Origin of the sequence: Streptomyces sp. FXJ1.172, from assembly GCF_001636945.3 — a bacterium.
Taxonomy (GTDB): Bacteria; Actinomycetota; Actinomycetes; order Streptomycetales; family Streptomycetaceae; genus Streptomyces.
Map to the genome: position 1 here is coordinate 2,188,240 of NZ_CP119133.2, position 14,106 is coordinate 2,202,345.

Genomic DNA, 14,106 nt, shown 5'->3' on the forward strand with positions numbered 1-14,106 from the left:
CGGTGCGAGCGGGCTTCCTTCGTCAGTTGGCGAGTTCGACCATTCCCGGTGGTGCTTCGCCTACTTGAACCGTCTTGGTCCAGAAGAACTTCTCCTCGATGGTCGCTCCCGGTCCACTGGATGTGTTGTGACCGTGCTGGGTCCACGCATGCTCGAATGATTCGAAGCCGCTCTTGTTGTCGACATAGAAGTCGACCACCGCCGTGGATGTGCGCGGGTTGTAGGAACGGACCGTGACCATCTCGGTGTACGAGCCCAGGAATCCGTCGACCGGGGGACGGCCGAACAGGCCGCGGCCGAGGCCGGCCAGCGCGTCGAGGGGAAGGTTCTGGAGGCCGGCATCCGAATAGTCCTCGTGATGTATGGCCCCCGGGGTGGTGCAATAGTTCGCACTCACCATGCAGTTGTCGAGGATGTCCTTGTTGTGCGGGTCGTTCTCGAGTTCCCGGGTCAGCAGGTCGCTCTCGTCGAACCTGATCGTCGGGTACGTGGTGCCCAGCCCCCCGGCCCACAGCAGCGTCATCTGGTACGGGCCCACATCCCGTATGTTCAGTTCCGACAGGTCGTAGTGCTTCTCCATGGCCGCGTAGGCCGCCTTGTCCTCCGCCGCGGTCCGCTTGATGTACTCGCAGTACGAATCGCAGCCGTGGTACGCCGGCCGGCCTCGGCTGTAGTCGTAATTGCCCATGTCGGCGAGGTTGAGGCCGCCGTAGCGCGGATTGCCGTTCTCGTCGACCATGTTGCCCTGGCTGTCGAAGCCGCCCTGGTAGACCCAGTTGTTCTCGGCTGTGAGCCACGAACTGCCGTCATCGCCTTCGGCGCCGGTGGGGTCGCTCAGGGTGATGGGGTCGTTGCCCGCGTAGTCGTACCCGCCGAGCTGGTTGGGGTCGGTGTTCTCCAGGAGCGGGTCCGGGGAGAGGAACCGGCCGCTGGCGGGGTCGTACTCGCGGGCGCCGAGGTTCTCCAGGCTGGTGGTGGTGTCGGGAGTGCCGCCGATGTAGCCCTTGTCGCCCGGCCAGCTGGGGGCGGTGCCGCGGGTGTTGCCGAAGGGGGCGAACTGGCGGCGGGTGACGGTGAGGGTCTGGTAGTCGATGGCGAGCGTGTCGGTGCCCTGGCGTTCGGGGACGAGGTACTGGATGTCGCCGCTGCTGGAGCGTTCGGCGGTGATGGCTCCGCCGATGCTGTAGTAGCGGGTGCCGGACAGGGCCTGGGTTCCGGTGTTCTCGGTGATCTGCTCGCCGGCGGCGCCGAGGAACAGTGTGGCCTGGCCGGGGTCGGTGCGCAGGACGAGGTTGCCGTCCGCGTCGTACAGGTAGCCGGTGGTGCCCGAGCTGGTGGTGTCGGTGGCGAGCTTGCCCTGGTCGTTCCAGGTCAGGGTCTGGTCGCCGGTGGCCCCGCCGGTGATGGTCTTGGTGTTGCCGGAGGCGTCGTAGGTGTAGCTGGCCGTGTTGCCGGACGCGCCGGGTCCGGTGGCGGTGGTGTTGCTGAGGGTGTGCGGCTGGTCCGAGCCGGAGCCGGCCGTGGGGTAGTGGTAGCTGGTGGTGGTGTCGTTGGCGGTGTTGCCGCCGGTGTCGTGATCGGTCTGGGTGTCACGGCTGCCGGCGGCGTCGTACGTCCAGGTCTGCCAGTAGGAGTTGGGGCCGCCGACGGTGCCGCTGTTGCCCGGGGCCGGGGTCGCCGAGCAGTTGTCGGTCGCGGTCCAGGCCGCCGACAGGCGGGTGGCGTAGTCGTAGGTGTAGCACTGGGTGTCGGTGGTCGCGCCGCCGTTCTGCTTGTCGGTGGTCGAGACGACCAGTCCGGCGCCGGCCGAGACGGCCGCGTTGCTGCGGCCGTAGGTCGTGTCGTCGACGACCTGGCTCGATCCGGAGTCGGTGGTCTGGGCCTCGGTCACGGCGTGGGTCTGCGCGTCATAGGTGAGCGCCAGGTCGACCCAGGTTCCGGACGGCCCCATGGTGTACTGCAGCGGCTGTCCGTATTCCGAGTAGCCGACGGCCTGCACGTAGTCCCACGCGGTGGTGCCGCTGCTGGACATGCCGGTGAGCTCGCTGTAGTTGTCGTAGCCGTAGTTGACGGTCTCGGCGGGCAGTCCACCGGAGGCCGGTTCGCCCAGCGAGCTGATGTTGCCGATGAGGCTGTAGCTGTACGACACGGTGTAGCCACCGGACGGAGCGAGCGTGCTCTCGTTGGCCGGCAGGTTGGCCAGTGTCTCCCGCACGGCCTGCGGTTTGGCCATGCTCGTGTAGGCGAGGACGGCGTTGGTGACGGCGGGGCTGCTGGTGCCCATCTGGTAGGACGTGGACGCCGTGGGATAGCTCTTCTTGAGCGTGTCGTAGGTCCAGGCACCCGTCTGGTCACTGGACGACGCGGTGGCGTTGCCGGTGGTGTCGTAGGCGGCTGTCTTACGGCCGTCGTTGTCGTAGGTGTAGGTGGTCTGCTTGCCGCGGGCGTCGGTGACGGTGGTGAGCTGTCCGGCGTTGTCGAAGGTGCTGTGCAGGGTGCCGGTGTCCGGGTCGGTGGCGGAGGTCGCGTTGCCGAGCAGGTCGTACGTCCAGGACCAGCTGTTGCCGCCCGGGTCGGTCTCGGTGGCCCGCTTGCCGCTCGGGAAGTAGGTGTAGCGGGTGTCCGAGTAGTCGGAGGCCGGGTCGCCCACCGGGTCGGCGGGGACGCCGGAGTGGTACTGGTACAGGTCGGTGGTGCGGCCGCGGGCGTCGGTCAGGACACTCTTCGCGGTGCCGCCCTTGGGGGGAACCGTGGTGGTGAAGTTGCCGCCGTAGGTGTACGTGGTCTGCCACGTCTGGCTGCCCAGCGCGTACGCGGTGGCGGCCGTCTTGCGGCCGGCGCCGTCGTAGGTGAAGCCGGTCTCGGAGGGTATCTGGCCGTCCTGGGCCTGGACCAGTGTGGCGTTGGGCGCCGAGCTGTTGTAGTACGCGTCGGTGGTCTTGACGGTCCAGCCGTTGGTGTCGTAGACGGTGTCGGCCACGAGCCGGCCGCCGTCCGGGGTGGCGGTCTGGTTCTCCCTGGGGCGCAGCAGCGCGTCGTAGAGGATCTCGCTGGTGCGGTAGGTCGATCCGTCGTTGTTCAGGCTCTGCGTGGTGACCACGGACGGCGCGCTGTTCGAGAGCGTGTAGCTGTACTTCAGGCTCGCGTTGGAGATGCCGGGCTTGAAGACGGCGGTCCGCCGGCCGAGGGCGTCGTACTGCTCCTTGGTCACGTAGCTCGCGGGGTCGGTCTTCTGCAGGGGCAGCTCGCGCAGTGCGTCATAGGTCGTGGTGGTGGCGTAGGTCATCGGGTCGGTGACCGTGATGGACGTCGGCTCCGCGCCGGTGGCCGGGGTGTACGCGGTGGTGGTCTTGCGGGTGTCGCCGTCCGTCGAGGTCAGTGTCCGGCCGTACTGGTCCACGGTGGTGGACTCGGTGACGTAGGTGGGAGTGGAGCCGCTGTAGGAGACGGCCTTCTGCACCATCGTCGGGTTGCCGGCGCTGGGCGCGGCGCCGAAGGTGGTGGAGTTGTCGTAGTAGGTGAGGGTGTCCGAGACGGCATCGCCCGGCAGCGACGGTGTGGTGGCGCACTTCACCGACACGGTGCTGGCCTCGTCGGGCTTGTCGAGGATCCAGGCGCTGGTGTTGTCGGCGTAGCTGGTCGTGGTGCACAGGTCGTCGGCCGCGGTGGACACGTCCCCTTGGTCGTCGGTCTTGGTGACCCGTCCGTAGGAGTCGTGGGTGTAGTCGGTCTCGGTCTCCTGGGTGCTGCCGGAGGCCAGCGGGGTGTACACCAGCTTCTGGCTGTCGCCGGTGAGGAACGCCTGCTGGCTCGGCAGGCCGGTCACGGCGTGGGTGGCGGTCGCCGCGGAGGTCCAGGGGGTGGTGATGGTGTCGGTGACTTCCTTGCCGCTGCCCCAGCCGTTGTAGGCGATCGTCTCCAGCGTCATGCCGGCGTACTGGCCGAGGTCCTTGACGGCGGCGCCGCCGCGGGAGGCGGTGAGGGACACCGACCGGGTGCCGTTGCCGGGCAGCGTGTCGCCGTCCATGCCACGGAAGTAGGTGTAGTCGGTCTCGGTGACCGGGTCGGGCGCGGTACCGGTGCTGACCTTCATGCCCTGGTAGCCGCGCCACTGGTTCCAGGTGCGCTTGTTCGACGGGGTCAGCGGGTTGTCGTCGTAGTGCCAGGCGGGCGAGCCGACCGGCGTGTAGTGGGTGGCGACGGTGTCGTTGACACCGCCCCCGGTCGGGTCCTGCTGGGTGACGCCGGTGACGACGTACTTGTTGAACCAGTCCTGGACCGGTGCCGTCTGGCCGGTGGGTGTCCAGTACGACGGGTAGCACAGCTGGGTGTTCTGGCTGGCGTCCGCCGGTGTGCCGGATCCGCAGGCGGCCGACGAGTAGGCGACGCTGATGGTCGCGCCCGTCTCGGTGGTGATGGTGTTCAGCCGCTGCCGGGTGATGGGCGGGTAGCCGTCGGTGGTGTTGACCCGGTTGGACAGCGGCGTGCCGCCGAGCGTGACCGGCGGGACGGAGAGGGAGGACGTCGATCCGCCGGCGCTCGTGTCCTGGCCCGTGCGGGTGATCGAGGACAACCACAGCGACGGCGTGGTCGCGTCACCTGTTGCGGGGAAGGAGTGGGCGAAGGTCCAGGAGTCGACGTTGGTCTCGGTGGTGCCGACCAGAGCCTGGGTCTGGATGCCGGTCAGCTCGTACTCCGACCAGAACGTAGGCGAGTTGACCGAGCAGGACGCTCCGCTGGCGCAGTTCAGGTCGTACGGCACGTCCGGCCACTGGGCGGCCGTCGAGGTGGACAGCGTGGAGGTGGCACAGCCGCTGGAGGATGTGTTGCAGCGGCCGTTGACGGTGAACAGCACCTGGGCGGACGGCGAGGTGGAGTACACCTGGCCCGCGCGCTGACCGTACATGATCTTGTTGAGGTAACCGCCGCGGATGTAGCTCGTGTTCGCGGTGGTACCCAGGTCGCGGGCGTAGTAGTTGGTCTCGGTGGTGTAGAAGTACGAGACCGTGTCCTGGTGCGGGTCGACGACGTAGTCGAGGTTCCAGCGGTAGGCCTGCTGGCACCAGGAGCTGGCGAAGGACGAGTTGTAGCAGGGCTGCCCGGAGGCGGTGGCGTAGACCGGTTCGGTCCATACCGAGTTGGTGGCGGTGTTGCCGCCGGCGTATCCGGGCAACTGGTTCTGTCCGAAGTAGTACTGGGTGCCGTCCGGGGTCGTCACGACCCAGTACTCGCCGCTCTGGGCGCCGTTGGAGGCACCGGTCTTGTACTGCACCCGCTCGTTGGCGTCGTTCTGCGCATGCCAGGCGCCGGTGGAGTCGTCCTTGACCAGCGTCGTCGTCCGGCCGCCCAGCGACAGCGTGACGGTGTTCTCCGACGACCAGCAGTTGTCCCACGTCTGGGTCGCGCCGGAGGGATTTTGATGGCACGACTGGTAGGACCGCTCGACGAATCCCGGGCTGTAGTCGAACCCGTCACCGATCCACGACGCCTGGTTGTTGGTGGACGAGGTCAGACCGTCCTGCGACTGCGAGTCGTAGCCGAGCGAGACGCTGGGGTGGAGATCCCCGGGCACCGGGGGCAGGGAAATGGGGTACGACCAGGTGAAGGCGTCCGTGCTGCCGCCTGCCTGCCAGGAGCTGGAGGGCTGCAGGGAGGTGGCCGTGAAGTCGCCTCCGCCACCGCCGGGTGACGAGGTCGCGGCCAGCACCATCACGCTGTTCTGCGTCATCGAGGTCATCGGCGCCGTCGACGCCTGCCGCCGCTTCGCACCCGACGGGGAGCCGGGCGTGAGGCTCGCGGCGTCGTGCCCGGCCCGGGACGGGCCGGCAGGAAGGTCGAGGTCCGCACGCAGCCGCCCGAGCTTTCCGTCGTTCACGAAGGACAGCGGCTTCTGCGTACGGCAGCGCGCCAGGTGCGGTGTGGTCAGTGCGCAGGCGGGCAGTGCGACGAGGTGCAGCCTGGACGCCCAGTCCGCGCCGAAGGCGGCGACGAAACTCCGGTATTCCAGGGACAGTTGGACGCTGCCCTCGGTCGCGGCGGCATCGGTCTGGCCGGCCGTCACGAGCACGCCGGTCACTCCGGCCGCGGTGGCCTTCGCGCGGGGCAGGACCTGCACCCGCACTTGCGAAGGAGTGCGCGGCACGGCGGTGTTGGCGTGGGAGCGGCCCTTCGTGCCGTGCGCGGTCGCAGGACCGATCCACACCGGCAGGGAGCCGGCCCGCACCGGGGCCTTCGGCCGCGCGGTGGCCGTCGCCCGGCGCAGGCCACCGGGCACCAGTGTGACCTGGGCGCTCCCGCTGGGCCAGGAGACCGTCGACGGCCGGTAACGCGGCATCGCCCCGAGCTTGTGGTAGTGGGAGGCGACCGGTGTGACCGGGACCGACTTGTCGTGCCGCACGGACGGTGGATGGCGGTGCGCGGCGGCCGCGACCGGGGTTGCCTGGAGTACTCCGACGCACAGGAACGTGGCCGTGGACAGGGCGGTCAGCGCGCGTGAAGCCGTACGGCCCCGCCACCATCTGCCCGCCCCGCCCGCCCAGCCGCGTCTGCCTGTTCTGTCGCCTCGGTCGTTACCGGAAGCCACATGTCCCCCTCACATTGACGGTGGCTCAACTCAGCCCAGCGGACGCTAACAACAGGGCGTTTGCGCTGAGTAGCCCCGCCAGAGGGCCTTAGTTGATCTATTACTTACGTCAAATCGGCACACAGTGATCACAAGTCGGTCTAACTCTCTCCCTGTGAACAACACATGCTCTGGCTTTGCCCCTGACGGACTCCTAGCGTCTGTCCGAAGCCGGATCATTCGGCTCACTGGAACAGGGAGACGCCACCTGATGCACCCACAACGCGCCGCCGGCAGACGCAGACCCGGCAGACGCCACCGAACAGCGCTGACCGCGGCACTGGCAGTGACCGCGGTCCTGGCGGCGGGCACCTCGGCCTACGGCACGGTCCCTAAACCGCCGGCGGGGACCCAGGCCCACTACTCCACCGGCCGCTCGGCTCCGCTCGCCCACAGCAGCCGCCCCTCCGGCCTGACCCCCATGAGCAACGGCTACGGGGCGTCGGGGCCGGCCGAGCGGGCGATGCAGTCCGCCTCGAAACAGGCGGCCCGGACGGGACGACCGACGGCGGTCGGCTCACTGACCACTCCCGACCAGCAGATCACCGCCCGCCCCAAGGGCGGGTTCCTGCTGACGTCGAACCCGGAGCCGGTGCGCGCCCGCAAGCACGGCACCTGGGTGCCCGTCGACCTGCGTCTGCACCGGTCGGCGGACGGCACCTGGTCCCCGGCCGCCACCGCGTACGGCACCGAGTCGTTCTCCGGCGGCGGCCGCACACCGCTCGTCACCACCGCATCCGGCGGCCAGGACATGGCCGTCACCTGGCCCGGCACGCTGCCGGCCCCGGTCGTCCACGGATCCACGGCCACCTACCGGTCGGTTCTGCCCTCGGTCGACCTGGTGGTCTCCGCCACCGCCTCGGGCGGCTTCACCGACACGCTGGTGGTGAAGTCGGCGGCCGCCGCGAAGAACCCGGCCCTGGCCACCGTCCGCCTGGGCGTCAAGGTGACCGGCGGCCGGCTCGCCCAGCGCGGCAACGGCGCACTGGCGATCCTCGACTCCCGCCGGCGTGAGGTGATGGACGCCGCCACGCCGTTCATGTGGGACTCCAACACCACTGTGCACACCCCCGCCGGGAAGAAGGCGGCCGTGCCGGCGAGCGGCGCCAGGATCGGTCCCGACGCCTCCGACGCGTCCCACGCCGGTCTGGCCGCGCGGGTCGTCCCGGTGCGGACCCGCCTGTCGGCGTCCACGCTCTCCCTGATACCGGACAGGCGGACGCTGACCTCCGCGTCCACCGTCTTCCCGCTCTACATCGACCCCACGTTCAACTGGCACCCCTACGACCCGGCCGCACCGGCCTTCGACGAGGTCAAACAGGGCTGTCCGGGCTCCTCCTTCTACAACCAGACCGGTTCGAACGCGGACGGCGGCAACATGGGCGTCGGCTACAACGGCTGGCCCGACGGCTGCAGCACCGGAAACGAGCACGCGATCTACCAGTGGCGGCTGTCCTCCACCATCTGGGGCGCTCACATCAACAGCGCCACCGTGGAGGCACAGGAGATCTACTCCGCGTCCTGCGGGGCGGGCACCTACACGGTCAACCTGCACTGGTCGGGCGGCATCGGCTCGGGAACGGACTGGAGCAACCGCCCGGGATACCTCAACTACTCGACCTCGACGGGCTTTCCCCGGGCCTACAACCCCACCTACTGCCCGAACAACGGCTCGGTGAGCGAGGGTCTGGACGTCCTGACCCCGATCCGGAACATGGCCTCCGGCCACGGCACCTCGTTCGCCGGCACGCTCAGCGAGGACGGGGCGGAGTCCCGCGGCGACGACCTGGGCTTCTCCCGGTTCACCCACAACCCGGCGCTCCAGATCGAGTACAACGTCATCCCCTCCGCACCCAGCGCCGCCTCCATGTCCGCGGTCTCCGGAGCCGACGACGCGGCCTGCGACACCACCGCGCCGTACCCGTACATGGGCAAGACCATCGCGAGCACCCCGCCGGTGCTCAAGGCGAAGGTGTCGGACGGTGACGGCGACAAGCTGCAGGCCACCTTCCAGTACTGGGTCAACGGATCCTCGACCAAGTACACCGGGCTCAGCGGCGACAACCTCGCCAGCGGCTCCACCGCCAGCTACAGCGTGCCGTCCAGTTTCATCAGCTCGCTGACCAGCGGGCAGGTGGTCGACTGGCAGGCCAAGGTCAGCGACGGTGAGGACTCCACGTCCTACAGCCAGTCCCCGACCTGCCACTTCACCGCCGAGCCGACCGCGCCGGACACGCCGACGGTCACCTCCGAGAACAACCTCTTCCCCAACACCCACAACGGTGGCGGTGCAGGCGCTGCCGCGGGGACCGCGGGGAAGTTCGACCTCGCCACCAGCGGCGGCGCGAGCGCGACGAAGTTCGTCTACAACCTCGACGAGTCGCCCCCCACCAGCAACCCGCCCGCGAACGAGACCGTCACCGCGAGCAACAACACGGCGACCGTGACCGTCACCCCGCCCTCCCCCGGCCCCCACACCCTGTGGGTCTACGCGGTGGACGCGGCCGGGGACTTCTCCGGCGGCTTCGGCTACGCCTTCCTGGCCACCGGGCACGCGGGCAGCAACTGCACCAGCCTGTCCGCGTGCATGAACAACACCGCGATCAGCCCGGACAGCAACATGTCCGAGGGCGGCGCCGACGGAACCGCCAGCTTCTCGGCCACCGACCTGACCAACGCCGGCTGGACCAGCGGCGGGAAGGTCACGGTCGACGGCGCCACCTTCACGCTTCCGGCCTTCGGCTCCGGCCAGAAGGACAACGTACTGGCCGCGAACCAGACCGTCGCCTACAGCGGCTCCGGCAACGCCCTCGTGTTCCTGACGACCTCCACCAACGCCAACCTCGCCGACCCCGGTGCCATCCAGGGAGACACCACCGCGCCGTACGTGCCCGCGGGCACCGGCGTCTCCGGCTCCTACTGCTTCTCCGGCACCGACCCGGACGACGTGTGCCCCGCCAGCGGCACCATCACCTACACCGACGGCACCAGCACGACGTACTACCTGACCACGCCCGACTGGATCAGTGGTCCGGCCACGCTGTCGGCCGTGGCGCTGCCGCACTGGAACAAGCCGTCCGGCCAGGTCTCGAGCAGCGCCTACCAGCCGAAGATCTACCCGTTCGCCGTACCCGTCGACCCGAGCAGGACGATCGCCTCGGTCACCCTGCCCGACGTCAGCGACCACGTCGGCAACAACACGCAGGCGTTGCACGTCTTCGGCATGGCCACCCGCAACACCACCGCCGGAACCCCCGAGGCGAACGGCAGCACCGCGGCGGCGGCATCCGGCCAGTCGTGGACCGGCGCGTGGGCCAACGCGGACGAGGGCCAGTACGCCTACCAGGGCGGCAACTACTCCAACCAGACCATCCGCATCGCCCTCAAGCCCTCGGTGTCCGGCGGCACGGTCCGGGTCAAGCTGGACAACGCCCTGGGCACCAGCAAGCTGTCCATCGGGCACGCCACCATCGCGCTCGACTCCGGATCCGGCTCCCCCTCGGCCGCCCCGAGCGGCACCCCGACGACACTGACCTTCGGCGGCAGCCAGTCGGCCACGATCCCCGAGGGCGCGATGGCGTACAGCGACCCGCTGAACTTCACCGTCACCGCGGGCCAGTACCTGCTGGTCTCCTACCAGCTCTCCAACACCGTTCCCTACCTCGTGCAGCACTCCTACGCCAACAACGCCTACGAGTACCTGACCGCGACCGGCGCCGGGGACAAGACCACCGACACCACCGGCACGCCGTTCTCCGGCACCGGTACCTTCCAGGGCTGGTTCAGCGACCTCGCCACCGACGTGGACGTCTCCACCGCCCACGTTCCCACCCAGGCGGTCCTCGGTGACGGCTTGATCGACCCCTTCCAGCCGAACACCACCCCGACCAACACCAGCGGCTACCGCGTCTCGGACACCCTGGCAGGGGCCGAGCCCAGCACTCCCAGCCCGTACGGCACCATCGCCGAGGGCATCGAGTCCAACCAGCTCATGGGCGACAACCCGGAGACCTACAACGGCAGCACGGTCGGAGGCCCCTCGGCCCTGTCCCGCATCGACCGGGACATCCTCGACCAGCCGGGCATCAGCAACGTCGTCCTCTACGAGGGGCTGGAAGACCTGCTGTTCGGCCGGACCGACGCGGATCTGGAGGCCAACGGCTACACCGCCCTGCTCCAGCAGCTCCAGGGCTGGGGCATCGCCACCACCCTGACCTCGCTGACCCCGTGCGACGGCTACGCGGGCGACGGTGCCACGCCCAACGACCCCTGCAGCAGCACGGTCGACGGGTACCGCACCAACGTCAACGGCTGGCTGAGCGGCGGAAACCTGGGCAGCCCCTGGTCGACCCCCGCCGTCTACTACGCCGACTTCGACGCCGCCGTCTCGGTCCCCGACACCGGCAACGGTGAGGAGAAACTCCACGCCCAGGCCGATCCCGGCGACCACGCGAACATCACCAACGCCGGCTACGCGGCGGAGACGACAGCGATCCTCTCCCCGCACGACACCTGGGCGCTCAACGACGGCACCGCCTACACCACCGCCAACGACACCGCGCGCACCGACACCCCGTACACGGTCAACGACACCACCGGTGTCGGCAGCAACACCCTGACCCTGAACGGCACGACCACCTGGACCAGCGACGGAACCCGCGGAGAGGTGCTCTCCTTCGACGGCAGCACCGGTTACGCCGCCAGCAACGGGCAGGTCCTCAACACCGCGGGAAGTTACTCGGTCTCCGCCTGGGTCGATCCCTCCTCACTGCCCACGCACAACGCCACCGTCGCCGGACAGGACGGCACCCAGGCCAGCCCCTTCTACCTCCAGTACAACTACGCCATCAAGGGCAGCCCCGGCTGGGCCCTCACCTTCACGGGCGCCGACCAGACCAGCCCGGCCTTCACCGACGCCTTCAGCTCCGGAGCGACCGCGAACACCTGGACCCACCTGGTCGGCGTCTACAACGCCGCCACCAGGACGGCCCAGCTGTACGTCAACGGCACACTCGCCGCATCCGCGGCCAACGTGACGTCGTGGAGCGCCACCAACGCGTTCTCCGTCGGCCGCTCGAAGTACAACGGGATCAACACCGACTTCTTCCCCGGCGCCATCAGTGACGTCCAGGCGTGGAACTACGCGCTGACCCCGAACCAGGTCACCGCCCTCTACCAGCAGATCCAGTAGCGGCAAAGGAAACAGCGAACCCATGTCCTTCATCACCGGCTCCGGCCGGCACGCGAGGCCACGCCCGGCGCGCATGCGTGCCGCGATGGCCACCTCGGCGCTCGCCGCCGCCACCGCCGCGGGCAGCGCCCTCGCCGCCGCCCCCGCGCAGGCCGCCACGCCGGCCGCGGTCACCGCGGCGGCCACGACGACGTACACCGTCAAGGCGGGCGACACCCTTTCCGGCATCGCGCAGGCCCAGCACGTGCCCGGCGGCTGGCAGGCGATCGCCCAGGCCAATCACCTCGCCAGCCCGTACACCATCTACCCGGGCGAGCACCTGGTCCTGCCCACCGCGTCCAGCGGTTCGACGACGGCGCTGCCCTTCCCCGTCCCGGTCACGGTCGGCAAGGCGACGCAGGTCATCACCGTCCAGGCCCACGGCTCGTACGCCACCGTCATCGCGTGGCAGAAGAGCGGGAGCACCTGGAAGCAGGTCTACTCCACGACCCACGCCCGGGTCGGGGCGAACGGGGTGACCGACGGCACCACGCGCAAGCAGGGCACGGACACCACGCCGACCGGCACCTACACCATCACGCAGGGCTTCGGCGTCGGCGCCAACCCCGGGACCAGGATGCCGTACCACCACGTGGCCTCGGACGACTGGTGGGTCGAGGACCCCTCATCGCCCTACTACAACCAGATGCGCACCTCGGAGCAGGGCGGCTTCCCCCTCACCGAGGCGGGCGAGCACGGCAGCGAACACCTCATCAACTACCCCACGCAGTACAACAACGCCCTCGTCATCAACTTCAACACCAACCCCGCCGTCCCCGGACGCGGCGCCGGGATCTTCCTCCACGACCTCGGTCCGCAGGCCGGTCCCACAGCGGGGTGCGTCGCCCTGCCCGCCACGGTGATGACCGAGATGATCCGCTGGATCGACCCGGCCCAGCACCCGGTGATCGCCATCCACTAGTGCGTGCCGGTGATGTGTGAAGGCCAGGGGCCGCGGTCGGTACGCCGAACCGCGGCCCCTGTCTCTCGGCCGGTCAGGGGCAAGGCGTGCAGACGGGAGCCGAACGCCGCTGAGGCCGGAGCCACTTGGAGCGGCTCCGGCCTCCGTCATGCGGAGGGTGTGGGCCAGGGGGCCGTCGGCGCACGGCCCCCGATGTCGACCACCGACCCGGTGCGCAACCGGTCGTACAGCCACCTCGCGTCGGCCGGCCGCAGGCCGATCCAGCCGGACGTGTCGTCGACGGCACCCGGCGCCGTGTCGTCGGTGGTCAAGCCGAAGACGGCCGTCGTCGTGCCGTCGTTTGCGCGGAGCCGGATCACCCAGCGCACGGTGTACCGGAGGTCGCGCGGCCGGCCGACCACCGCTCCGGACACCCTGGTGACGTCGGCCTTGGCGATGACGGTCATCCGCCCGGTCGGGGTCGGGGTGCGTGCGAGGCCGGACGAGAGGGGCATGCTCCGGCCGCCGGCCCTGAGGAGCCGCGACGAGAGATCCACCTCGGCGTCGGGCGCCGGCTGCCGCGTGAGCGTCCTCGTGGGGCGTGTGGCCGGCATGTCCTGTCGTCCGGTGCCCGACCCGCCCGGGCTCAGCACCGACACCAGGGCCGCGGCCGCCACCGCGGCGGTGACGCCGAGGGCCGCGACCGTACGACGCCGGCGCCTGCGCCGCTGGGCGAGGCGGCGGATCCCGGCGCCGGAGACCGACGGCGCCTGCTCGGCGGACTCGGCGAGTTCACGCAGGACGGTGGTGAGGTCATCGGACACGGTCGTCGTCCCTCTCTCCGAACTGCGCGTACTCGGTGCCCAGTTCCCTGTGCAGCGCGGCCCGGCCACGGGACAGCCGGGCCTTGACCGTCCCCACGGGCGCACCGGTCTCGGAGGCTACCTGCTCGACACTCAGGTCGCACAGATGGTGCAGCACCACCGCCATCCGCTGGGCCTCCGGCAGCCGCCGCAACGCCGTGACCAGATCGGCGAGATGGGCGTGCTGCGACTCGGGGCCGGGAGTGCTCTCGGGCGGCGGCGTCCGGCGCACCAGCTCCAGCCACCGTCGCGCCCGCCGCCACCGGCTCACCGCGAGCCGCATCGCCACGGTCCTGACCCACGCCTCGGGCGCCCCGTCGGCGACCAACTCCCGCCGCCGGTCCCAGGCCCGTACGAACGCCTCCTGGACGACGTCCTGCGCCTCCCCGTGGTCCCCGGTGAAGGTGTAGAGCTGGCCGGTCAGCCGGGGTAACGCGGCGGCGTAGAACGCGTCGAACTCATCCTCCGTCATTTTTCCTGGCGTCCCTTG

5 protein-coding genes are annotated in these 14,106 nt (G+C 69.8%); 2 read left to right on the forward strand and 3 right to left on the reverse strand.

Annotation, left to right across the window (positions count from 1 at the left end):
- Window positions 1-22: 22 nt before the first annotated feature.
- Window positions 23-6,583 (reverse strand): RHS repeat domain-containing protein, encoded by a 6,561-nt coding sequence (locus A6P39_RS09775; protein ID WP_159395976.1) that lies wholly within the window; start codon window positions 6,581-6,583, stop codon window positions 23-25.
- 250 nt (window positions 6,584-6,833) lie between these two features.
- Between A6P39_RS09775 and A6P39_RS09780 the strand changes: the two genes are divergently transcribed.
- Entirely contained in the window at window positions 6,834-11,813 is a 4,980-nt protein-coding gene (locus tag A6P39_RS09780) for a LamG-like jellyroll fold domain-containing protein (RefSeq protein ID WP_234378770.1), read from the forward strand.
- A gap of 22 nt (window positions 11,814-11,835) precedes the next feature.
- Window positions 11,836-12,774: a LysM peptidoglycan-binding domain-containing protein gene (locus tag A6P39_RS09785; RefSeq protein WP_234378771.1), complete on the forward strand. Its 939-nt coding sequence runs from the start codon at window positions 11,836-11,838 to the stop codon at window positions 12,772-12,774.
- 146 nt (window positions 12,775-12,920) lie between these two features.
- On the opposite strand, the gene A6P39_RS09790 is transcribed toward A6P39_RS09785, so the two are convergent.
- Both A6P39_RS09790 and A6P39_RS09795 read right to left on the reverse strand, forming a co-directional pair.
- Window positions 12,921-13,577: a L,D-transpeptidase gene (locus A6P39_RS09790; protein ID WP_067041022.1), complete on the reverse strand. Its 657-nt coding sequence runs from the start codon at window positions 13,575-13,577 to the stop codon at window positions 12,921-12,923.
- On the reverse strand, window positions 13,567-14,088 hold the full coding sequence (locus tag A6P39_RS09795) for a SigE family RNA polymerase sigma factor (RefSeq protein WP_067041025.1): 522 nt from the start codon (window positions 14,086-14,088) through the stop codon (window positions 13,567-13,569). Before A6P39_RS09795 ends, A6P39_RS09790 begins: the two co-directional genes overlap by 11 nt.
- Window positions 14,089-14,106 lie beyond the last annotated feature (18 nt).

What these genes read in the sequence shown, in the direction of transcription:
- A6P39_RS09780 (WP_234378770.1), top strand. Translation starts at nt 6,834, where the DNA reads ATGCACCCACAACGCGCCGCCGGCAGACGCAGACCCGGCAGACGCCAC.
- A6P39_RS09785 (WP_234378771.1), top strand. Translation starts at nt 11,836, where the DNA reads ATGTCCTTCATCACCGGCTCCGGCCGGCACGCGAGGCCACGCCCGGCG.
- A6P39_RS09795 (WP_067041025.1), bottom strand. Translation starts at nt 14,088, where the DNA reads ATGACGGAGGATGAGTTCGACGCGTTCTACGCCGCCGCGTTACCCCGG.